This window comes from Desulfurobacterium pacificum (assembly GCF_900182835.1).
In the GTDB taxonomy this organism is placed as follows: domain Bacteria; phylum Aquificota; class Aquificia; order Desulfurobacteriales; family Desulfurobacteriaceae; genus Desulfurobacterium_B; species Desulfurobacterium_B pacificum.
The window spans coordinates 31,343-51,701 of the sequence record NZ_FXUB01000002.1 but is presented as its reverse complement, the minus strand read 5'-3'; the positions used below and the strand labels follow the sequence as shown (position 1 = coordinate 51,701).

The 20,359-nt window shown below is 41.7% G+C and carries 20 protein-coding genes and 2 tRNA genes; 14 read left to right on the top strand and 8 right to left on the bottom strand.

Going from position 1 to position 20,359, the window contains the following annotated elements:
- Positions 1-128: 128 nt before the first annotated feature.
- Complete coding sequence (locus QOL23_RS03950) at positions 129-359, top strand: hypothetical protein (protein WP_283400292.1); 231 nt, start codon at positions 129-131, stop codon at positions 357-359.
- On the opposite strand, the gene QOL23_RS03945 is transcribed toward QOL23_RS03950, so the two are convergent.
- Genes QOL23_RS03945 through thrC form a run of 3 tightly spaced genes read right to left on the bottom strand, consistent with a single transcriptional unit; the run spans position 356 to position 3,682 of the window.
- A complete protein-coding gene (locus QOL23_RS03945; protein WP_283400291.1) occupies positions 356-1,363 on the bottom strand; it encodes a 4Fe-4S binding protein in 1,008 nt (335 codons plus the stop codon). The two genes, QOL23_RS03950 and QOL23_RS03945, sit on opposite strands and share 4 nt — an antisense overlap.
- Complete coding sequence (gene hisZ / locus QOL23_RS03940) at positions 1,360-2,619, bottom strand: ATP phosphoribosyltransferase regulatory subunit (protein ID WP_283400290.1); 1,260 nt, start codon at positions 2,617-2,619, stop codon at positions 1,360-1,362. Before hisZ ends, QOL23_RS03945 begins: the two co-directional genes overlap by 4 nt.
- Position 2,620: 1 nt before the next feature.
- Entirely contained in the window at positions 2,621-3,682 is a 1,062-nt protein-coding gene (gene thrC, locus QOL23_RS03935) for a threonine synthase (protein WP_283400289.1), read from the bottom strand.
- Positions 3,683-3,746: 64 nt separating this feature from the next.
- On the opposite strand from thrC, the gene dapA reads away from it, so the two are divergent.
- The 8 genes from dapA (at position 3,747) to rpmA (ending at position 9,178) form a co-directional block, all read left to right on the top strand.
- Positions 3,747-4,619: a 4-hydroxy-tetrahydrodipicolinate synthase gene (gene dapA / locus QOL23_RS03930; RefSeq protein WP_283400288.1), complete on the top strand. Its 873-nt coding sequence runs from the start codon at positions 3,747-3,749 to the stop codon at positions 4,617-4,619.
- Entirely contained in the window at positions 4,619-5,641 is a 1,023-nt protein-coding gene (locus QOL23_RS03925; protein WP_283400287.1) for a protoglobin domain-containing protein, read from the top strand. Before dapA ends, QOL23_RS03925 begins: the two co-directional genes overlap by 1 nt.
- A 3-nt stretch (positions 5,642-5,644) precedes the next feature.
- Complete coding sequence (gene dapB / locus QOL23_RS03920; protein WP_283400286.1) at positions 5,645-6,427, top strand: 4-hydroxy-tetrahydrodipicolinate reductase; 783 nt, start codon at positions 5,645-5,647, stop codon at positions 6,425-6,427.
- Positions 6,427-6,657 carry a hypothetical protein gene (locus QOL23_RS03915; RefSeq protein ID WP_283400285.1) on the top strand — a complete coding sequence of 77 codons (231 nt, stop codon included), beginning with the start codon at positions 6,427-6,429 and terminating at the stop codon, positions 6,655-6,657. Before dapB ends, QOL23_RS03915 begins: the two co-directional genes overlap by 1 nt.
- A gap of 106 nt (positions 6,658-6,763) precedes the next feature.
- Complete coding sequence (gene hisA / locus QOL23_RS03910; protein WP_283400284.1) at positions 6,764-7,483, top strand: 1-(5-phosphoribosyl)-5-[(5-phosphoribosylamino)methylideneamino]imidazole-4-carboxamide isomerase; 720 nt, start codon at positions 6,764-6,766, stop codon at positions 7,481-7,483.
- Positions 7,483-8,541, top strand: a complete 1,059-nt coding sequence (locus QOL23_RS03905; RefSeq protein WP_283400283.1) for an RNA ligase — start codon at positions 7,483-7,485, stop codon at positions 8,539-8,541. The genes hisA and QOL23_RS03905 overlap by 1 nt, the downstream gene beginning before the upstream one ends.
- 63 nt (positions 8,542-8,604) lie before the next feature.
- The gene (rplU, locus tag QOL23_RS03900; RefSeq protein ID WP_283400282.1) at positions 8,605-8,910 is read left to right on the top strand and encodes a 50S ribosomal protein L21; all 306 of its coding nucleotides are present in this window, start codon (positions 8,605-8,607) and stop codon (positions 8,908-8,910) included.
- Positions 8,911-8,923: 13 nt separating this feature from the next.
- Positions 8,924-9,178: a 50S ribosomal protein L27 gene (gene rpmA / locus QOL23_RS03895; protein WP_013536901.1), complete on the top strand. Its 255-nt coding sequence runs from the start codon at positions 8,924-8,926 to the stop codon at positions 9,176-9,178.
- 28 nt (positions 9,179-9,206) lie between these two features.
- Here rpmA and QOL23_RS03890 read toward each other — a convergent pair whose 3' ends face one another.
- Complete coding sequence (locus QOL23_RS03890) at positions 9,207-10,448, bottom strand: MgtC/SapB family protein (protein WP_283400281.1); 1,242 nt, start codon at positions 10,446-10,448, stop codon at positions 9,207-9,209.
- Positions 10,441-11,289, bottom strand: coding sequence for a shikimate dehydrogenase (locus tag QOL23_RS03885; protein ID WP_283400280.1), 849 nt, complete (start codon positions 11,287-11,289; stop codon positions 10,441-10,443). The genes QOL23_RS03890 and QOL23_RS03885 overlap by 8 nt, the downstream gene beginning before the upstream one ends.
- A gap of 111 nt (positions 11,290-11,400) precedes the next feature.
- Here QOL23_RS03885 and glyQ point away from each other — a divergent pair, with 111 nt between their 5' ends.
- The 5 genes from glyQ (at position 11,401) to QOL23_RS03860 (ending at position 18,810) form a co-directional block, all read left to right on the top strand.
- Positions 11,401-12,273: a glycine--tRNA ligase subunit alpha gene (gene glyQ / locus QOL23_RS03880; RefSeq protein ID WP_283400279.1), complete on the top strand. Its 873-nt coding sequence runs from the start codon at positions 11,401-11,403 to the stop codon at positions 12,271-12,273.
- Positions 12,248-14,314, top strand: coding sequence for a glycine--tRNA ligase subunit beta (gene glyS / locus QOL23_RS03875; protein WP_283400278.1), 2,067 nt, complete (start codon positions 12,248-12,250; stop codon positions 14,312-14,314). Before glyQ ends, glyS begins: the two co-directional genes overlap by 26 nt.
- Positions 14,315-14,326: 12 nt before the next feature.
- A complete protein-coding gene (ppdK, locus tag QOL23_RS03870; protein WP_283400277.1) occupies positions 14,327-17,014 on the top strand; it encodes a pyruvate, phosphate dikinase in 2,688 nt (895 codons plus the stop codon).
- 90 nt (positions 17,015-17,104) lie between these two features.
- Positions 17,105-18,034, top strand: coding sequence for a thioredoxin domain-containing protein (locus QOL23_RS03865; RefSeq protein ID WP_283400276.1), 930 nt, complete (start codon positions 17,105-17,107; stop codon positions 18,032-18,034).
- On the top strand, positions 18,031-18,810 hold the full coding sequence (locus QOL23_RS03860; protein ID WP_283400275.1) for a metal ABC transporter ATP-binding protein: 780 nt from the start codon (positions 18,031-18,033) through the stop codon (positions 18,808-18,810). Before QOL23_RS03865 ends, QOL23_RS03860 begins: the two co-directional genes overlap by 4 nt.
- Before the next feature lie 3 nt (positions 18,811-18,813).
- Here QOL23_RS03860 and QOL23_RS03855 read toward each other — a convergent pair.
- The 3 genes from QOL23_RS03855 to QOL23_RS03845 form a co-directional block, all read right to left on the bottom strand.
- Positions 18,814-18,900, bottom strand: a tRNA-Leu gene (locus QOL23_RS03855).
- A gap of 34 nt (positions 18,901-18,934) precedes the next feature.
- Positions 18,935-19,010: transfer RNA gene (locus QOL23_RS03850), tRNA-Phe, on the bottom strand.
- A gap of 54 nt (positions 19,011-19,064) precedes the next feature.
- Positions 19,065-20,357, bottom strand: a complete 1,293-nt coding sequence (locus tag QOL23_RS03845; protein WP_283400274.1) for an NCS2 family permease — start codon at positions 20,355-20,357, stop codon at positions 19,065-19,067.
- Positions 20,358-20,359: the final 2 nt, after the last annotated feature.

The window sequence follows — 20,359 nt, the reverse complement described above, 5'->3', positions numbered from 1 at the left end:
CGCGCCTTTTAAAGCGCTTAAAGGGGAGGCAGATGCCTCCCCTTTTTTATTTTGTGTAAAGTAGTTGAAATGTAGATGTGTGATAGAATATATTAAAATTCCACATTTCAAATTAAAAGAGGTGGAAAATGAAAGTTTACCTTATAGTGTTTTCTCCCGATTGTTCCGCAGGAACTTACATGTTTGCCGAAACCCTTGAGTTTATTAACGATGCACACGTTAAAGTTTCTGGTTACTTCGTTTTCAACGACGATGTAAAGGAGTATTTAAGGCTGAAGAAAGAGAACGCTGCCAAGAAAACGTTAATAATTCCGCAGAGTTCCTACTCCTTTATAGAAGAGATAGAAGTTGAAGATTAGAATAAACTCTTAACCCAATCGGGAGTAATTCCGCTTTTTAAAATCAGGAGGGCTTCCATCTCTCTTGTCATATGTGTATGCCATACTCCGAACGCTTTAAACAGTTCTATCGTTCCTAAAAACACTACAACGACTAAAACTGCGTGAACAAGCGGTGGTAGATTTCTACCCAAAACCGTTATTTTTATTGAATCTGTAGTGCAGTTTGATTTACAATCAAGACAAGCCATACATTCTGTGTTGTTGAACTCTTTCATCTTTGAAGGGGTTAATCCTACCGAGCAAACGTCACACTTTCTGCACTGTTGACAGCTGCACTCTTCTCTTCTTATTCGTGTCAGAGAAAACAGGTTGAAAATTCCGTAGAGCGCTCCTAACGGGCAGAGATATCTGCACCAAAACCTTGGTACTACGATGGATAGAACAAACAGAGTAACGATTATTGCAGCAGCTATCGGGTGTTCTCCTTTAAAGAGGTCAATCCACCACTTAAAAAGGGATATGTCGGCTGCAGCGTTTGACGTTTGGGCTATCATAATCATTGCCTGAGCGGGAAAGGAAGCCATCGTGTATATAAACCAGCCTAAAATCAGGAACTTGGGCGTTCTGAGTATGAAATCTAACAATGGATAGAAGCGCCAGTTTTTCAGTTTTTCTCCTAACTCTGAAAGCGTTTTCAGGGGCAGAAGTTTTTTCCTTACAGCTACGGCGTAGTCGGTAATCGTTCCTACTATGCATATATACGAACAGAATACCTTTCCTATGAGGAGGGTTGTGATTATTGATGCTAAGATGAATACCATTGCCGCCGGGTGGTAAGGGTCTGTGATGCCCGTTTTTATCTTCATTATTACGTCAAACACTCCTGCTATGGGGCAAAAAACGTCTATGGCGTCGGGGCGGGGCGTTCCCTTGAATACGAATTCGTAATATCTGTAGATTATCCAACCGGTTAATAGCAGGAAGAAGAGCTGGATGACTGACCTTAATTTTGTATGGTTCATTTTTCCTCTTTTACGGCTGTTAGTATTGATTCAATTAAGTTTTTATCGTCAAGGGGGAAGTGTTTCTCAGAGCTTAGGTAGATGTGGTGAGGGGTTTTGAGTTCTCTATTCAGGACGATAACGTATCTGTATCCTTTGCCGAACGCTGTTTTAACAGATTCTTCTATGCTTCTTTTGATTATGTCTCTTGCAACAGAGAATCCTTTCTCTCTTAAGGCTTTTGCTATTTCGTAGGCTAACTTTCTTTCTTTTTTGAGGTCTATGATGTAAAAGTCTTTCTTTTCTTCTTTGAATATTCCCTTTCTTTCAAGAAGTAGCTGAAGTGAGTCAACGTTTACGGCTATACCTGTTGCAGGTAGGTCTCTGCCGAACTTTTTAAGTAGTTGGTCGTACCTTCCACCTGAAGCTAAAGAGCAACCTAATAGGGGGTGGAAGACTTCGTAGGTAATGCCTGTGTGGTATTTCATTCCTTTCCTTTCTGATAGGTCAAAAATCACTTTGCTTTCAAAACCGTAGCTTTTGAGAATTTCAAGTATCTCTTTTAACCTTTTTACTGCTGATAGGGATTGTTCGTTCTGGAAGATTTGGGCTGCTTTGTCAAGGGTTTCTTCTCTGCCGTAGAGGTCAAGGAGGGTGAGGATTTTTTCTCTCCTTTCGCCCGATATGTGGTGTTCTTCCATGAAGAGTTCAATACCTGAGATATCTTTTGAGGAGAGAAGTTTTATGAAAGTGGTGGGAGAGGGGATTTGAAGCTCCTCTATAACGCCGTCTATGAATTCAGAGTTTCCTATATCAATCTGAAACGATTTTAAACCTAAATTTTCTAAGATATTTACGACGACAGAAACGATTTCTGCATCGGCTTCCGGTTCGTTAACGCCTATGAGTTCAAATCCTATCTGGTAGGTTTCTCTTTCCCCTTCAACGTCTCTGAATACTTTGCCTTTGTAGTAAAAGCGAAAGGGAGGAGCTTCATCTTTGAAAGATGACGCTACAATTCTGGCAACCTGCGGGGTGAAGTCGGGGCGAACTGCCATCAGTTTTCCGGTTTCTCTGTCAACAACTTTGAAGGCTATCTCTTCAAACTTTTCGTCAACAGCTTTGAAGGTGGAAAGAAATTCTACTGTTGGAGGAAAGAGGGGATTGTATCCCCAGAGTTTTATTACGCGTTCCATGGAGGTGAGGATTTTTTCTCTCTTATTTGCCTCATCCGGTAATAACGTTTTAAAACCTTTTGGAATTTCTGTTATAGCCATTTTAGAACCCTAAATGCTTGATTATTTCCTTTTTGTCTGCCGGAAGCGTTACAGGTTTAACACCCATAGATATGGCGGTATCTGGGTCTTTAAGTCCGTGACCTGTAAGAGTGCAAACTATTACATCGCCTTTCTCAAACATTCCCTTTTCCCTTACGGACTTTATTACGCCGGCTATTGACGCTGCAGAAGCTGGTTCACAGAAAATACCTTCAGTTCTCGCTACTAACCTGTAAGCTTCAAGTATCTCTTCATCTGTTACCATATCTATAAATCCGCCCGATTCTTTAGCAGCGTTAACGGCTCCTTCCCAGCTTGCCGGATTTCCTATTCTTATGGCGGTTGCTATCGTTTCCGGATTTTTAACAGGATGCCCTAAGACTATTGGTGCAGCACCTGCTGCCTGCCATCCGCACATTTTAGGCTTTGAATCTACCTTTCCGGCAGCGAAGTATTCCTTGTATCCCATCCAGTAAGCTGTAATATTTCCGGCGTTTCCTACAGGGATAAAGTGGTAATCGGGAGCTCTGCCTAACTGCTCACATATTTCAAATGCTGCTGTTTTCTGTCCCTGAAGTCTGTAAGGGTTTATTGAGTTGACGATAGTGATTGGGTATTCTGCTCCTACCTCTCTCACTATTTCAAGTGCCTGGTCAAAGTTACCTTTTATCTGAACTACTTCTGCTCCATACATTACTGCTTGGGATAGCTTACCTAAGGCGATTTTTCCTTCAGGTATTAAAACTACCGCTTTCAATCCTGCTTTTGCTGCGTAAGCTGCAGCTGATGCAGAGGTGTTACCGGTTGATGCGCAGATAACAGCTTTTGCCCCTTCCTCTACCGCTTTTGAGACAGCCATAGTCATACCGCGGTCTTTGAAAGAGCCGGTAGGGTTGAGTCCTTCAAATTTTAGGTAAAGCTTTATCCCCGGTTTTATAGCTTCTGCCAAGTTGTTTGCTTCTATAAGTGGGGTATTACCTTCCAAAAGGGTGATTACGGGAGTTGAATCTGAAACGGGAAGGTATTCTCTAAATTCCTCTATTATTCCTCTCCACCTTTTCATTAAAAAACCTCCAGAAAACGGATAAAATACGGTTAGAGAATTATATTCTTTTTGTGGAGGAAAGATGTTTGAGGGTATATACGTTGCGATTCCTACCCCGTTTAAAAACGGTAAGGTTGATGAAGAAGCGTTAAAAAATCACATAGAGTTTTTAATTGAAAACGGCGTTAGCGGAATTGTTCCTTGCGGAACTACGGGAGAAAGTGCAACTCTTTCTTACGAAGAGCATGAGAGGGTAATAGCCCTTACGATTGAACAGTGTAGAGGTAGAGTAAAAGTAATAGCTGGAACAGGTTCAAACTCTACAGCGGAGGCTATCAGACTTACCAAGTTTGCAGAAGAAGTAAAAGCTGACGGAGCGCTTCTCATAACGCCATACTACAACAAACCTAACCAGGAAGGTTTATATCTTCACTTTAAGGCAGTTGCGGAAGCTGTGAGTATTCCGATAGTTCTTTACAACGTTCCCGGTAGAACTGGCGTTAATATGCTCCCTGAGACAGTTGCAAGGTTATCGGATATAGACAACATAGTTGCGATTAAAGAGGCTACAGGAAGCACAAACGTAGCTACTGAAATAGTTAGATTGTGTGGAGAAAAGATAGAAATTTTATCGGGTGATGACTTAACGTTTTACCCTTTACTTTCTGTCGGAGCTAAAGGCGTTATTTCTGTTACTGCTAACGTTCTGCCGGCTAAGATGGTTGAAATGTATGAGAGCTTTGTAAGTGGGGATATTTCAAAGGCTATGAAGCTGCACCTTGAACTCTACCCTGTTTCCAAAGCCATGTTTATAGATACGAATCCTATTCCTGTTAAAACAGCCCTTTACTTTATGGGAAGAATGGAAAAAGAGTTTAGATTACCTCTGTGTCCTATGTTTCCTGAGAAGGAGGAAAAACTTAGAGAAACCTTAAAAGAAGCAGGAGTTCTGTAATGGGTTTATCCTTAAACTACAGGGATTTGGAGAAGCTCTTTTACTATTTTGAGATTAGAGATAAGGACATCAAAAATATGCAGTTTTTGGGAAATATCCTGCTTCCGTATGAGGAAGAGTTTGCAGATGCGTTCTACGACAATTTAATGAAGTTTGAAGATATAAAAGAGTATATTCCTGAAGCCAAGCTCCAAAAGTTAAAAAAAACTATTAGAGAGTGGTACAGAAAGCTATTTTCCGGTAAGTATGATTCTGAATATCTCTTGTACCTGTTAAGAATTGCCAAAGTGCACGTTGAAGAGGGCATTCCTCCTCACTATATCATTGTTGCGATGAACTTCGTTGGTAGATTTTGCACGAGGAGGGTTGCCAAGTTTTTCTCTGATAAGGCGCAGATTTTCTTTGAACAGATAAAAAAGGAACAGGAAAGGGAGTGTGACCCTACAAAAACGGAAATTCTTGAGGGGTTTGTTCTTGAAGAAGTTTTTGAGAGAATGGAAGACTTAAACCGTTCTCTCAGGAAGTTGTTGGCTTTAAATGAAGACGTTTTGGTTTCTTACTATGTGGATTCAGAACTCAGAACCTTCCTTGAAGCAGGGAGACTAGAAAGGTTCATAATTAATTTCAGTAAGAAGTTTGCAGTATTTATGGATATAGCGATTCTTGTTGGGCTTATGTTCCTTGCCGTTTTCGTTATCGCGTTGTTTGGTATGGATATATCTCACTTCTTCCACGGAGACCTTGCCCACGGGCTTATTGCTGCGCTCGGTGATTTGCTGATTCTGTGGACTGTTCTTGAGCTGCTAAACAGCGAAATTAAGTTTATGTTGGGTGGTGAATTAGCTGTTAGTGCCTTCGTGAGCGTTGCTCTTGCTGCTACGATAAGGGAAGCGCTTGTTGTTTCGCTTGAACATAATAAGCCTATAGAGTTTAAGCTGGGTATAGGCGCTTTGATTTTCATACTGGGTATCGTATTTGGAATTGTGAAATGGTTTGAGATAAAGAGACAGAGAAAGGGGTAAGTGATGATTAAGGTTGGCGTTACTGGTGCAGCCGGTAGAATGGGAAATTTAATAGCCAAATTGGTGCTTGAAGATAAGGATTTAAAGCTCGTAGGCGTAACAGAAAAGAAGGATTCTTCTTTTATTGGAACGGAGTTTGCGGAAGGGGTTAAGTTTTACTCTTCTATAAGGGATTTTCCTGAAAAACCTGATGTTGTAATTGACTTTACCGTTCCTCAGGCAACTTTAGGCTTGTTGAAGGATGCTGAGGATTTGAGGATAGCTTTAGTTGTGGGAACTACCGGGTTTTCTGACGAGGAAAGGAAAAGAATAGAAGAAGTTTCTGAGAAAATCCCCGTCGTCTTCTCCCCCAACATGAGTTTAGGTGTTAACCTGCTTTTTAAGTTAGTTGCCGAAGTTACGGAAGTTCTGAAAGACAAGGGATACGATATAGAAATTTTTGAAATACACCACAGGTTTAAGAAAGATGCTCCTTCTGGGACTGCCGTAAAGCTTGCCGAGATAATTGCAGAAAAGTTAGGTAAAAACCTTGACGACATTGCCGTTTACGGCAGAAAGGGAATAGTAGGAGAGAGAAAACCTGATGAGTTAGGCGTTCTTTCTGCAAGAATGGGGGACGTCGTAGGAGACCATACGGTTTTCTTTGCCACTTTAGGTGAAAGGCTTGAGCTTACCCACAGGGCAACGAGCAGAGAAACGTTTGCAAGAGGTGCGGTAGTTGCTGCAAAGTGGGTGGCTGGTAGAAAGCCCGGGCTTTACACGATGTTTGACGTTCTGGGGATTTGATGAAAGAGGCGCTGAAGGAAGAGATTGGCGTTTGGAAGGAGAATTTAAAGGCGGTCATCTATCTGTTTGTTATTGATATAACCGGAACTACTGCAAGAGCTGTAAAAGTAGGGGTTGTTGATGCATGGGTTATTGCAGGTGTTTTGTTAGCCTATCTTTTGTTGGGGATATACATTTTAGTCTGGAAGCAAATCAACAAGTTTTTAAATCAGTTAAAGGAGATTGAGTAGTGAAAGAAATTATTTTTCTCCTGTTGCTCATTTTACCTTTCATTTTGGCGCTTCTTTATGCTTATAGAACTGACCCTCTTGTTGAAAGATAGTGAAGGAGGAGTTTATGTTTGAAGTCATTCCGGCAGTTGATATAAAAGGTGGAAAGTGTGTAAGGCTCTATCAGGGTAGGGCAGATAAAGAGAAAGTTTACTTTGAAAATCTGGTAGAAGTTGCTAAGAAATGGGAGTCTTTAGGCGCTAAAAGGATTCACGTTGTTGACCTTGATGGTGCTTTTGAGGGAATTCCTAAAAACATTGCAATAGTTGAGGAAATCGTTAAGTCTGTTTCTGTCCCCATTCAGTTTGGGGGCGGAGTTAGAACGATAGAAGCCCTTGACAGGCTGTTTTCAATAGGCGTTGACAGAGTTATCGTGGGAACTGTTGCCGTTGAAAATCCGAGGCTGTTTGAAGAGATGGTTGACAGATACCCGGGCAAAATCGTTTTGGGTATAGATGCGAAAAACGGAATGGTTACAACTAAAGGATGGGTGGAGGTTACAGAAATCCCTGCCGTTTCTTTAGCTTCCGACTACGACGCCATGGACATATGGGGATTCGTTTATACGGACATTTCAAGGGACGGGACGCTGACGAGTCCTAACTTTGAGGAAGTGGAGAAATTTGCTTCTGCCGTTAACCGTCCTGTTATAGCTTCTGGAGGTGTTTCTTCGGAGGAGGATATACTGAAACTTTCTAAAATAGAGAACGTTGTAGGAGCAATTGTCGGAAAGGCGCTTTACGAAGGAAAGGTAGACCTTGCTTCTGTTCTTCAGAAAGTTGGCTGATGGAAGTTGATTTAAACTCTGTTCTCAAAGAGATTGAAGGGAATCGGTATTTTAAGGTTGTGGAGAGGGGGGATTTTGTAAAGGTTTCTTACAGGTATAACGTCCCTAAAGTTTTTGATTCGCCTTTAAAGAGGGAATTACGGGGGATAACCTTTAGAAAATCCACTAAAGAGGTTGTTTCTCGCCCCTTTCACAAGTTTTTTAACGTTAACGAACACGAAGAAACGCAAAGAGAGAAGTTGTCCAATAAGGAATTTGTTGCCCGCGAAAAGTTTGACGGAACGATGGTTCACTTCTTCCTTGACGGTGAAAAAATTGCCGTTGCGACGCAGAAGTCTTTTGATGCACCGCAGCTTGAAAGGGTAAGAGAGATAGTAAAAAGGAATAACAACCTTTCTTCCTTTATAAAGAGCGTTCTTTCAAAAGGTTGCACGCCGATTTTTGAGTTTGTCAGCCCTGAATATCAGATAGTAATTCCTTACGATAAGGAGCGGTTAATTCTAACTGAGATAAGGGATAACAGGACTGGAAAGTATCTTTTAGAGCGGTATGAGCACCAGATTGACGTTGATGTGGCAGGGAAAGTGGGGAAAGGGACGCTAAAGGATTTTGAAAGAATGTTAGAAAACAGGGAATTTATAGAAGGGTTTGTATTGAAAAACTTTGATAGAGAAGAGCCTTTTCCGCTTTTTGTTAAATTGAAGTCGCCGTGGTATTACGACAGGCATTACGCTTTTACCTACCTTCACAATATTCCGGCTCATAAGTTGTTTTTGCTTTACCTTCAGGGCAAGTGGGACGACTTTTTCAGTAAAGTAACCAACGAAAAACTAAAGGAACGAAGGCTTAGGGAACTTGAAGAACTTATAAGTGCTTATGAAAGAGCTTTGAAAGTGGTTGAGAGCGCTAAGAGTGAGGAGGAAATAAGAGGTAGTGATGAATTTCCTGTTGAGGTTTTGGTTCAGGCTTATAAATTAAGGAAGAAAGGAAAGGACTACGAAAAGTTTTTAGGGCAGAAGTTTTACGAGTATCTGAAGAAGAATTCTAATAAAACTTGACCATTGCGGTTGTGCTGTTATAAATTAATGTCTCACTTTTTAAGGCAATCCGGGAGGTAAGGAATGTACGCTGTAATTAAAACTGGCGGAAAGCAGTACGTTGTGGAGCCTGGTCAGGTTTTAAAGGTTGAGAAAATCAACCTACCTGAAGGTTCCGAAGTGGAGTTTGATGCTTTGATGGTAAGGGATGAAAACGGCGTTAAAGTAGGTGATGAAGTTAAGGGTGCTAAAGTTAAAGCTACCGTTGTAAGACACGGTAAGGGCAAGAAGATTATCGTTTTCAAGTACAAGAAAAAGAAGCACTATCAGAGAAAGTACGGTCATCGTCAGCACTTTACAGAGATTCAAATCAACGAAGTTGTAAGCTAATTGGAGGTTTGTCATGGCACATAAGAAAGGTATGGGTTCAACCAAAAACGGAAGGGATTCAATAGGTAAAAGACTTGGCGTTAAGAGACATGACGGACAAATTGTTAAGGCTGGAAACATCATAGTAAGGCAGAGGGGAACTTCCATACATCCAGGTCAGAACGTTGGAATGGGAAGCGACTACACTCTCTTTGCTTTAATTGATGGCGTTGTTAAGTTTGAGACAAGAAGAAACAAGAAGTTTGTAAGCGTTTACCCTGTTCAGTAAGCTTTTCGGGGGCTGCTGCCCCTTTACTTTATTTTATGAAGAACAGTAGTGCAATTCCTATTATTTCTCCGATTATCAGAGCCATGAATCCGGGAGTTACCTTCCTAAACAGCTCTCTGTTCCCCATAGAAAGCGTTAAAAACCACTTGAAAACTGTGTTAACTGTTGCTGCTATTAAAACAGCTACTATTCCTGCTAATAGTGTAACGTCTTTAGAAGAGAAAAGTTTTGCTGTTGATAAGGTTATGGCATCAACGTCTGAAAGTCCTGAAATGGCTGCTACGACGTAAAGTCCGAAGTCTCCAAAATATTTGAGGGCATTTCTTGACACGAAGAGAATAAAGGCGTAAAAGATGCCAAACTTTATGGCGGTGGAGAGTTCGTAGGGGTTTTTAACTTCAATGTTCGTTCTTCCCGTATTTTTAGAAGTAGAGATTTTGTAAGCCCAAAAAATCCCCCCCACAAACGCCACCAACGAAGGAATCAGCAGATACATTGCAAAGTGTGGACTTACCACGCCGGCTAAAAAGGTCATTCTAGGGAACATAATTGCCGAAGCGCCAACAATTCCGGCAGCGTATTCGTTTATAAACAGCGGGTTCGTTTTAGCTAAAGGCGAGAATGTAACCGTTACCGCAGTGCTTGAAACGAGCCCGCCGATTAGTCCTGTCAGCAAAACGCCCTTTTCCCCCGCCACCTTCGTCAAAACGTATCCGATGAAATCTATCGTTGAGATTACCGCCACCATGGTCCACACTTCTTTCGGATTGACGCCGTAAAAGTTTTTATCGGGCAGGAGCGGGTAGATAATCACGGTAACGACGGCGAACTTCAAAAAGGCAAAGAGGTCTTCCATCGTCAGGTGTCTTACGAAGTCGTGCATCTGCTCTTTGAAGGAAAGAACGAAGAGAACGGAAACTGCAATTGCCGCTGCAACCTGGAGCTGTCCTTCAGAGCACATGGCGCCTAAAAGAAAAGTTATGAGGGCGGAGAAGGAGGAGGTGAGGCGGGGGGATTTTTCAACCAACTGTGCGCCCATTAACAAAACTGCAGTTACGAAAAACCCCAGATATAGAAAGAACTCATACTGCTTTGACAGGTGAGCGCACAAAGTCCCGAGCAAGGAAATGAGCATAAACGTCCTGACGCCGCCAAAAGAGGGAACACCTTCCTTCTGCTTTTTATATTCCCTTTCAACGCCTATCAGCCCGCCTATTATAAGAGAAACCAGATAAGGCTCGTATGCCTTCCAAACGGCGCTTTCAACCATAAAGAGCCTCTTCTAAAACCTTTCTCATAACGTCAACCGGCGCTTTCTTTCCCGTCCATATCTCAAAGGCAATTGCACCCTGATGAACGAGCATTCCAAGTCCGTTAACCACCTTGCAACCTTTTTCCTTTGCGGCTTTAAGCAGCGGCGTTAACGGCGGATTGTAAATAATGTCAACCACAACCGTTTCCCCTTTTATCACAGAATAATCAAAAAGCTTCGGGTCACCTTCCTTCATACCCACAGATGTCGTGTTAACTACAATGTCTGCATCTTCAACTAAAGACTCAGCAGTATTCTCTTTCAGCGGATAAACTAAAACGTTTCCTCTCTTGCTCAAAAGCTCTCCCACTTCTTTTGCCCGCTGAAAGTTTCTATTAATCAGATGAAGCACTTTTGCGCCGCCTTTCAGTAGAGCGTAGCCAACTGCCCTTGCTGCTCCCCCAGCACCAAACATTACAACTTTCTTCCCTTCAACGTTTGTTCCTTCCTCTAATAGAGAACGCAAAAAACCTTCTGCATCGGTGTTGTAGCCTGTCAAAACCCCGTTTTCGTTCTTTACCGTGTTAGTAGCACCTAAAAACTCAGCGTCTTCACTTAAGTAATCCACCAGCTCACATACTTTTTCCTTATGAGGAACTGTAACGTTTATCCCCTTAACGTTTAAAGCCTTTATTCCTTTAATTCCATCTTTTAGTGCTTCTGGCGAAACCTCAAACGGAACGTAAACTGCATCTATGCCACAGTGCTGGAATGCGGCTGTTTGCATAAGCGGAGAGAGAGAATGTTTAACAGGAAAGCCGAAAATCCCGTAAACGGAAGTTTTACCTGTAATTTTCATCGTTCTTCTCCTGTCTTTTTAAGGAATTGTAACCTAAAGGTTGGAATTTGACTTAATTAAACCTGCAAAATAAAATTACGCTTGCAAAATAAAGGCGACGGAGAGAAAAAGTTGACCTTTCAAGAGCTGATATTTACCCTTGAAAAATACTGGGCTTCTCAAGGTTGCGTTATAGCTTCAAGTTACGATGTTGAACAGGGTGCCGGCACGATGCACCCTTTTACTTTCCTTAAGGTTTTGGGAAAGGAACCTTTCAAGGTTGCTTACGTTCAACCCTGTCGCCGCCCTGCCGACGGTAGATATGGCGAAAATCCCAACCGCCTCCAGCACTACTTCCAATTTCAGGTAATTCTTAAACCTTCTCCAGAAAACTCCCAGGAGCTTTATCTAGGAAGCCTTGAAGCTTTAGGATTTAACCTGAAAGAGCATGATGTTCGTTTCGTAGAAGATGACTGGGAATCTCCAACGCTTGGCGCGTGGGGACTCGGCTGGGAAGTGTGGCTGGACGGGATGGAAATTACTCAGTTTACCTACTTCCAGCAAGCTGGCGGTATAACGCTTGACCCCGTTTCCGTTGAAATCACCTACGGTCTTGAAAGAATTGCAATGTATATACAGGGCGTTGACAGCGTTTACGATATAGTCTGGACAGATGGCGTCAAATACGGCGACCTATACAAAGAGAATGAATACCAGTGGTCAAAGTATAACTTTGAAGAAGCCGATACGAAGATGCTCTTTGAGCTTTTTAACCTTTACGAAAAAGAGTCTGAAAGGCTCGTTGAAAAGGATTTAGTTCTTCCTGCTTACGATTACTGCTTAAAGTGTTCTCACGTCTTTAACATTTTAGATGCACGGGGCGCTATATCCGTTGCAGAAAGGACTGCTTTTATAGGTAGAGTGAGAAGATTAGCTTCTAAGTGTGCTAAAAAGTATCTTGAACTAAAAGAGGGTAAAGGTGAAAGCGTTAAACCTGCTTCTTGAAATAGGAACGGAAGAGTTACCGGCATCTTTTATTGAGCCTGCCCTTCAATTCTTAAAAGAATCTTTATACAAAAAATTAGAAGAGAACTATCTTTCCCCTTCTTCAATAGAAACTGCAGGAACGCCTAAAAGGCTTATCGTTATCGCTTACGACGTTCCAGAAGTTCAACCAGACAGAGAAGAACTTTTAGTTGGACCTTCTGTTAAAGCGGCATTTGACGAAGAAGGAAATCCGACAAAAGCTGCCCTTGGTTTTGCAAGGTCAAAAGGTGCTTCTGTTGAAGAGCTAATAAGAGTAGAAAATCCCCCCGGCAAAACCGGCGAATACGTTGCCATTAAAAGACTTGTAAAAGGAAAACCGGCAGCAGAAATCCTTTCAAAAATCCTTCCCGAGATTATCACTTCCATTCCTTTTAAAAAAAGTATGCGCTGGGGGACTAAAAAGCTCAGATTTGCAAGACCTATAAGGTGGATAACCGCTGTTTTAGGAAACCAAACAGTTTCATTTGAAATAGACGGCATTAAATCTTCAAACGTTTCTTACGGGCACAGATTCCTTTCACCCGAGCCGTTTGAAGTCGGTGAACCTGCTGAGTTTATCACTCAGCTTGAAGATAGATTTGTCGTTGCCGATATAGAGAAAAGGAAATCCATCATATTTGATGGAATACGCACGCTTGCTGCTTCCGTCGGCGGCAAAGTGCTAAAAGACGAAGACCTGTTAGACGAAGTCACTAACCTTGTTGAATATCCATACCCCATTTTGGGTTCTTTTGAAGAAGAGTTCCTTTCCCTGCCTCCAGAAGTGCCGACAGTTGTTATGAAGGACCACCAGAAATTCTTTTCAGTAGTTGACGAAGAAGGAAAACTCAAAAACTACTTTATCGGCGTTGCAAACATAAAACCTGTTGATGAAGTAATTATCAGAATCGGCTACGAAAAGGTTTTAAGGGCGAGGCTTTCTGATGCCCTGTTCTTTTTCAACGAAGACAGAAAGAGAAAATTAGAAGAGAGAGTTCCAGACCTTAAAGGCATAGTCTTCCACGAAAAGTTAGGAACGATGCTTGATAAAACGAAAAGGCTTGAGCGTTTAGCGCCTGCCGTTGCAGAAAGAATCTCAGGCGATAGGAAAAAAGCAGAAAGGGCTGCGCACATCTGCAAGGCAGACCTTTTAACCGAGATGGTAAACGAATTTACAGAACTTCAGGGAACTATGGGCAAATACTACGCCCTTTTAGACGGAGAAGATGAAGAGGTCGCTTCTGCAATAGAAGAACACTACCTGCCAAGGTTTTCTGGTGATAGAGTGGCTGAAACGAAAATAGGAATTTCCCTGTCAATAGCTGAGAAAATAGACAACTTAATCGGTTTTATCGGTGCTGGATTTAAGCCTACCGGTTCTGCCGACCCATTTGCTTTAAGAAGAAACGCTTTAGGCTTGATACAGACGCTTATTCAGAGAGAAGTTTCCCTCAGCCTGTTGCCTCTGTTATCTTACGCCTATGACCTTTATAAAGAACAGAACGTAGAATTAAACCAAAATGCGGTAGAAGAAACTATTTCCTTTATTAAGGATAGACTAAAAGGCGTTTTAAGAGAGAACGGATTTAAACCCGACACAGTTGAAGCCGTTCTACCGGTTACTGACGACGTTTACGATATCTTCTTGAGGGCTAAAGCTATTGATGTTTTAAGAGAAAGTCCGGAGTTTGAAGAAGTCCTGATAACAATGAGACGTGTTGTAAACATTATTCCGAAAGACTTTGAACCTGTGGAGTTTACTCCAGAAGGTAGATATGAGGAGGAACTTTTTAACGAATTCCTTTCCGTTAGAGAGAAGTTGGCAGAGCTGCTTCAAAGAAAAGATTATAAAGAAGCCCTTTTAACCGTGAAAACTTTAAAGCCTTACGTTGATGCTTTCTTTGATAACGTTATGGTGATGGATAAGGATGAAAATGTTAAAAATAGGCGTTTGAGCCTTTTGAAAACAATAGCAGATGAACTTTTGAAAATTATGGATTTCTCCAAAATAGCTATATAGGGGGCAGCAGCAATGTCTAAAAAGATGGTTTACTACTTTGGTGGCGGTAAAGCCGAGGGTAGAGCAGATATGAAAATGCTCCTTGGTGGTAAAGGAGCAAACTTAGCTGAGATGACCAATTTGGGTCTTCCCGTTCCTCCAGGAATAACGATAACAACAGAAGTGTGTAAGGAGTATTACCAGTTAGGACAGCAGTTTCCTGAGGGTATGTGGGAACAGGTTATAGAGGGGCTTAAAAAGATAGAAGCTGAAATGGGTAAAAAGTTCGGCGACAAGAAAAATCCCCTCTTAGTCTCCGTCCGTTCCGGTGCTCCAGTCTCCATGCCCGGTATGATGGACACTATTCTCAACCTTGGTCTTAACGATGAAACTGTTGAAGGGCTTGCTGAATCAACAGGGAACGAACGTTTTGCTTGGGACTCTTACCGCAGATTTATCCAGATGTTCGGCAACGTCGTTATGGGAATTCCGCACGAAAAGTTTGAGCACGTATTAGAAGAAAAGAAAAAAGAAGTAGGAGCCAAGCAGGACGTTGACCTGACTGCAGAAGACCTAAAAGATGTTGTTAAGCGTTACAAAGAGTTGGTTAAAAAGGAGACAGGTAAAGAGTTCCCTCAAGACCCTTACGAGCAATTAAAGATGGCTATAAAAGCCGTTTTTGACTCTTGGAACAACCCGAGGGCTATTAAATACAGAGAAATCAACAAGATACCGGAAGACTACGGAACAGCCGTTAACATCGTAGCCATGGTATTCGGAAACATGGGCGACACTTCCGGAACTGGCGTTGCCTTTACGAGAAACCCATCTACCGGAGAGAATGTCTTCTACGGAGAATACCTTAAAAACGCTCAAGGTGAAGACGTCGTTGCCGGTATTAGAACTCCTCAACCTCTCACGAAAGCTCAAAAAACGTCAGATGAGCAGACTTCACTTGAAGAAGAGTTCCCTGAAGTTTACGAACAGCTACTCAAAATAAGGGATATTTTGGAGAAGCACTACAAAGATATGCAGGACATTGAATTCACCATTGAAAACGGCAGGCTCTGGATGCTTCAAACGAGGGCTGGTAAAAGAACAGCGAGGGCTGCCGTTAAGATTGCCGTTGACATGGTTAAAGAAGGGCTAATAACCAAAGAAGAAGCAATTCTCAGAGTTGACCCATTTCTCATAAACCAGTTGCTTCATCCTATGATAGATGAAGAAGACCGCAAGAAGGCGATAGCAGAAGGCAGATTGATTGCTAAGGGTCTTCCAGCAGCTCCGGGTGCCGTTTCCGGTAAGGTGGTATTCACTGCCGACGATGCCGTTGAATTAGCGGAGAAGGGAGAGAAGGTAATTTTAGTAAGACATGAAACTTCTCCTGAAGATATTCACGGAATGCACGCTGCTCAGGGTATTCTAACTGCCAGAGGTGGAATGACCTCTCACGCTGCAGTTGTTGCAAGGGGTATGGGTAAAACCTGTATCGTTGGTGCCGAGTCTATCCACGTTGATTACGATAAAAAGGAATTTAGAGTTGGCGACGTTGTAGTTAAGGAGGGAGACGTTATTACCATAGATGGTTCTTCCGGTGAAATATTCCATGGAGAGATAAAAACGATACCTGCTCAGATTTCCGGAGAGTTTGAAGAACTTATGAAATGGGCAGATGAAATAAGGACGCTTCAGGTGAGAGTAAACGCTGACACGCCAGAAGACGCAAAACAGGGAAGAGATTTTGGTGCGGAAGGTATCGGTCTATGTAGAACAGAACACATGTTCTTTAAGGAAGATAGAATTCCGGTTGTTCGTGAAATGATACTTGCTAAAACAAGGGAAGAGAGAGAAAAGGCACTTCAAAAACTCCTTCCAATGCAGAGAGGTGATTTTATAGCGATATTTGAAGTTATGAACGGATTACCTGTTAACATAAGGCTTTTAGACCCTCCTCTCCACGAATTCCTTCCAAAAACAGAAGAAGAGTTTGAAAGAACAGCCAAAGAGATGGGACTCCCTGTTGAAGAAATCAAACAGAGGGCTGAAGACCTTCACGAAGTTAACCCAATGTTAGGTTTAAGAGGTTCAAGGCTTGGAATCGCCTATCCCGAAATTTACGAAATGCAGGTAAGAGCTATTCTTGAAGCTGCATGCCATTGCAAGAAAAACGGTATAGAAGTTCTACCTGAAATAATGCTTCCTCTTATTGCAGATGACAGAGAACTGTACGAGCTTAAGAAACTCATAGATAGAGTAGCGGCAGAGGTCTTCACTGAGACAGGAATTGAGGTGCCGTATCAAGTAGGAACAATGGTAGAAGTTCCAAGGGCTGCTCTCATTGCAGACCAGCTTGCAAGGTACGCTGAATACTTCTCCTTTGGAACGAACGACCTTACACAGATGACTTTTGGTCTGTCAAGGGACGATGCCGGTAAGTTTATCGGTAAATACGTTGAACTCGGCATCTTAAAAGGTGACCCATTTATGCATATAGACGTTAACGGTGTTGGAAGGTTAATAGAACTTGCCGTTGAAAAAGGTAATGCTGTAAGACCTAATATGAAGACGGGAATTTGCGGTGAGCATGGTGGAGACCCACGCTCCATCAACTTCTTCCAAAAAGTAGGTGTTAAATACGTTAGCCCATCTCCGTTCAGAGTACCTATTGCAAGGCTTGCAGCTGCTCAAGCAAGGATTAGACAGATGAGGGGAGAGCTTTAAAAATTACTTCTTAATGACTTTGTAAAGGGGGGGCTGCTGCCCCCCTTTTTTGTTTATAATAGCCTTTGAACATACTTGGAGGTTGAGAATATGAGAATTTTACTTTCTGTTGCTATTTTAACTTTCCTGCTCGCTTCTTGCTCACAGGCGGAAAAAACGAAGGAGACCTCTGTTAAAAATCAAGTTTCTTCCGATATTCTTAAAGATGAAAATCTAATAAAAGCGGTTTTAAAGCCACTTTCAAGAAAAAACGTTGTTGTTAAGCAGGTTAAGAAAGTTAACCTTGATGTTCCAGGCTTTTTTACCTTTGAGGTAACTCTGCTTGATAAAGGGAGAAACGTAGAAATCAACAAGTATATTTGGATTTCAAGAGATGGTAAGTATTTGGTTTTAGATATGTTTTCCATTAAAAGAGAAAAAGACAAAGTGCTGATTAGACCGCTTGCTCCTCAAAAAAGGATTAAACAACTTCCTCCTAAAAAAGAGGATTTGTCTTGGATTAAAAAAATAGATGAACAGCTTACCAAAGAAGGAATTCCGCACGTTATAGGGAAAGGAGAGAAAAAGGTTTACGTTATTTGGGATGTTTATTGTCCTTTCTGTTATGAACATATAAAGAGACTTTCATCAGAAAAGCTTGCCAAAGAAGGTATTGAGCTTCACATGATTCCATTTCCTGTTCATGGAAAGGCGTCCATTACCGGTACTATGTATTTCATCAAGTTATCTAAAGAGAAAGGTGCTGAAGGTGCTCTTAAATACATAACTACCTTAGGTAATGGTAATTTTAGAGATTACGTTAAGGAGTTTGAAAAAGAAAGTAACGCTTACGTGAAAGGCTTAAGCGAAAAGGAAAGGAAAAAGGAAGAGCAGTTTGTGGAGAACTTGAAAAAAGAACTTATAAAAGGAAAAGTAAGAGGAACTCCAACGATTATTTACATTCCTCCTAATGAAAAGAATAACATGGGTTACAAAATTTTAGGTTATAAGCCTCTTAATGAAGTTGTGAAGATGAAATGACAGAAGGAATTAGGGTAGAAAACCTATCTATCGGTTATAGAGGAAAGACCGTAGTTTCCGGTCTTTCCTTTTCTATGATGGAAGAAGAATTCTGGCTTGTTGCAGGTCCTAACGGCGTTGGCAAAACTACATTAATAAAAACGCTTTTGGGAATTATTCCTCCTGTTTCTGGAAGAATCTACATTCACGGCATTGACTGCACGTTTTCTTGCGATGAACGGCGTTATTTGAGTTACGTTCCACAGATGGAAAATTATTCTAAAGATTTTCCTGCAACGACTATAGAAGTTATAGTTTCTGGCTATTATCCGAGGTTGCGCAAGTTTGAGCCTGTACCAGATAAAGTCTTCAAAATAGCTGAAAACTGGCTGGAGGAATTTGACCTTTACCACGTGAAAGATTATCCATTTTCAAAGCTTTCTGGCGGTCAGCAAAAGAAAACCCTTATAGCGAGGGCGCTTATTTCTGACCCTCACTACTTGTTTTTGGATGAACCTACAACCGGCGTTGACCTTAAAAGTTCACGAAAAATCCTTTCTTTAATTAATTCTCTACATAAAGAAAAGAACTTCGGTATTTGTATGGTTACCCATGACATTACTTCTGTTTGGGAGTACATAGATAAGGTAATTCTGTTGGGATACAGAAAGTTTTTCGTTGGAGATAAAGAAAAGCTGTTAGACGAAGAATTGCTATCTTCTATCTATGAAGTTAGGGTAAAAGTTCTTGAAACAGAGGCGGGACCTGTGTTTTTAGTTGGAGATAAGCATTATTAACCATGGTGCCCGGGGCGGGAATCGAACCCGCACGGCCTTACGGCCCCGGGATTTTAAGTCCCGTGCGTCTGCCAATTCCGCCACCCGGGCGTGAGGGAGGGATTTTGTTGCGGAAATAAAAAAATGGTGCCGAGGGGCGGAATCGAACCGCCGACACGAGGATTTTCAGTCCTCTGCTCTACCAACTGAGCTACCTCGGCGTGCAGGTGATAATATATCCGCTAACAACTTTTCTGTCAACTTAAAACGCTGTTTTATTTGTGAATTAAGAACATCAGCAGTCCTATTAAAGCTATTGCAGCAGTTCCAGGTGTGATTTTCTCTTTTTCACCTTTGAGTAAAGCTAAAAAGAAATAAGTGACGAAGCCGGCGCTTAATCCTATGGTTATGGAATAGGTTAACGGCATTAACATAACGGTTAGGAAAGCGCTTACTGCTGTTGTTGTATCACTAAAGTTGATATTTTTGAGTTCACTGAACATTAAAACGCCTACCATAACAAGTATAGGGTATATTGCGCTGTCGGGGATTGCTCTGTAAACGGGAAGGAAAAACAACGTTGTTATGAAAAGTAAACCTGTAACTACTGCTGTTAAGCCGGTTCTTCCACCTTCTTCAACCCCGGCAGCGCTTTCAATAAAGGACGTTGTAGTTGAAGTTCCTAATGATGCGCCAATAACCGTTGCTGCTGCGTCGGCTTGTAAGGTTCTTTCTAACTGTTCGGGTTCTCTGAACAGACCTGCTCTCATACCTATTCCTGCTAACGTTCCTATAGTATCAAAGAGGTCTGTAACTAAGAACGTTGCGATTACTGGAACAAAGGAGAGTTTTAAAGCGCTTATTATGTCAAAATGAAATGCTATCGGAGCGATGCTTGCCGGCTTTGAGATAAAGCTGTGGGGAGGAGTTGATAATCCTATTATCCATGCAACAATGGAAGTTAGAATTACAGAGAGGATAAAAGCACCTTTAACTCTGTATGAGTATAGAATTGCGCAGAGGAAAAATCCCAAAACTCCTAACAGCACTGAAGGGGAGTGGATTTTCCCCAATGTTACAAAAGTGTTCGGGTCAGAGGAAATAATCCCGATACCCTTTAGTCCTATAAATGCTATAAAAGCACCTATTCCTGCGCTGATTGCCCTTCTTAAATCTTCTGGAACAGATTCAAAAACCCAGGCTCTAAAACGCGTTAGAGATAACCCTAAAAAGATTAGACCGCTTATCATTACTATTCCTAAGGCTGTTTGCCAGGGAATCCCCATTCCTTTAACGAGACCAAAAGTGAAGTAAGCGTTGAGACCCATTCCAACGCTCATGGCAACGGGAGTATTTGACCATAAACCGTTTAAAACGGTTGAAATAATGGTTACGAGGGCTGTTGCCGTTATTAAGGCGTCAAAGGGCATTCCTGCTAACTTCATTATTGCCGCATTGACGGGAACGATGTACATCATCGCTAAAAAAGTTGTAAATCCAGCTCTTACTTCTGTTGGAACGTCTGTGTTGTGTTCTTTAAGTTTGAAAAGTTTATCTAAGATTTCCATTT

Excerpts from the sequence above, each read along its gene's own strand:
- QOL23_RS03950 (WP_283400292.1), top strand. The coding sequence starts at position 129 with ATGAAAGTTTACCTTATAGTGTTTTCTCCCGATTGTTCCGCAGGAACT.
- QOL23_RS03945 (WP_283400291.1), bottom strand. The coding sequence starts at position 1,363 with ATGAACCATACAAAATTAAGGTCAGTCATCCAGCTCTTCTTCCTGCTA.
- hisZ (WP_283400290.1), bottom strand. The coding sequence starts at position 2,619 with ATGGCTATAACAGAAATTCCAAAAGGTTTTAAAACGTTATTACCGGAT.
- thrC (WP_283400289.1), bottom strand. The coding sequence starts at position 3,682 with ATGAAAAGGTGGAGAGGAATAATAGAGGAATTTAGAGAATACCTTCCC.
- dapA (WP_283400288.1), top strand. The coding sequence starts at position 3,747 with ATGTTTGAGGGTATATACGTTGCGATTCCTACCCCGTTTAAAAACGGT.
- QOL23_RS03925 (WP_283400287.1), top strand. The coding sequence starts at position 4,619 with ATGGGTTTATCCTTAAACTACAGGGATTTGGAGAAGCTCTTTTACTAT.
- dapB (WP_283400286.1), top strand. The coding sequence starts at position 5,645 with ATGATTAAGGTTGGCGTTACTGGTGCAGCCGGTAGAATGGGAAATTTA.
- QOL23_RS03915 (WP_283400285.1), top strand. The coding sequence starts at position 6,427 with ATGAAAGAGGCGCTGAAGGAAGAGATTGGCGTTTGGAAGGAGAATTTA.
- hisA (WP_283400284.1), top strand. The coding sequence starts at position 6,764 with ATGTTTGAAGTCATTCCGGCAGTTGATATAAAAGGTGGAAAGTGTGTA.
- QOL23_RS03905 (WP_283400283.1), top strand. The coding sequence starts at position 7,483 with ATGGAAGTTGATTTAAACTCTGTTCTCAAAGAGATTGAAGGGAATCGG.
- rplU (WP_283400282.1), top strand. The coding sequence starts at position 8,605 with ATGTACGCTGTAATTAAAACTGGCGGAAAGCAGTACGTTGTGGAGCCT.
- rpmA (WP_013536901.1), top strand. The coding sequence starts at position 8,924 with ATGGCACATAAGAAAGGTATGGGTTCAACCAAAAACGGAAGGGATTCA.
- QOL23_RS03890 (WP_283400281.1), bottom strand. The coding sequence starts at position 10,448 with ATGGTTGAAAGCGCCGTTTGGAAGGCATACGAGCCTTATCTGGTTTCT.
- QOL23_RS03885 (WP_283400280.1), bottom strand. The coding sequence starts at position 11,289 with ATGAAAATTACAGGTAAAACTTCCGTTTACGGGATTTTCGGCTTTCCT.
- ppdK (WP_283400277.1), top strand. The coding sequence starts at position 14,327 with ATGTCTAAAAAGATGGTTTACTACTTTGGTGGCGGTAAAGCCGAGGGT.
- QOL23_RS03865 (WP_283400276.1), top strand. The coding sequence starts at position 17,105 with ATGAGAATTTTACTTTCTGTTGCTATTTTAACTTTCCTGCTCGCTTCT.
- QOL23_RS03860 (WP_283400275.1), top strand. The coding sequence starts at position 18,031 with ATGACAGAAGGAATTAGGGTAGAAAACCTATCTATCGGTTATAGAGGA.
- QOL23_RS03845 (WP_283400274.1), bottom strand. The coding sequence starts at position 20,357 with ATGGAAATCTTAGATAAACTTTTCAAACTTAAAGAACACAACACAGAC.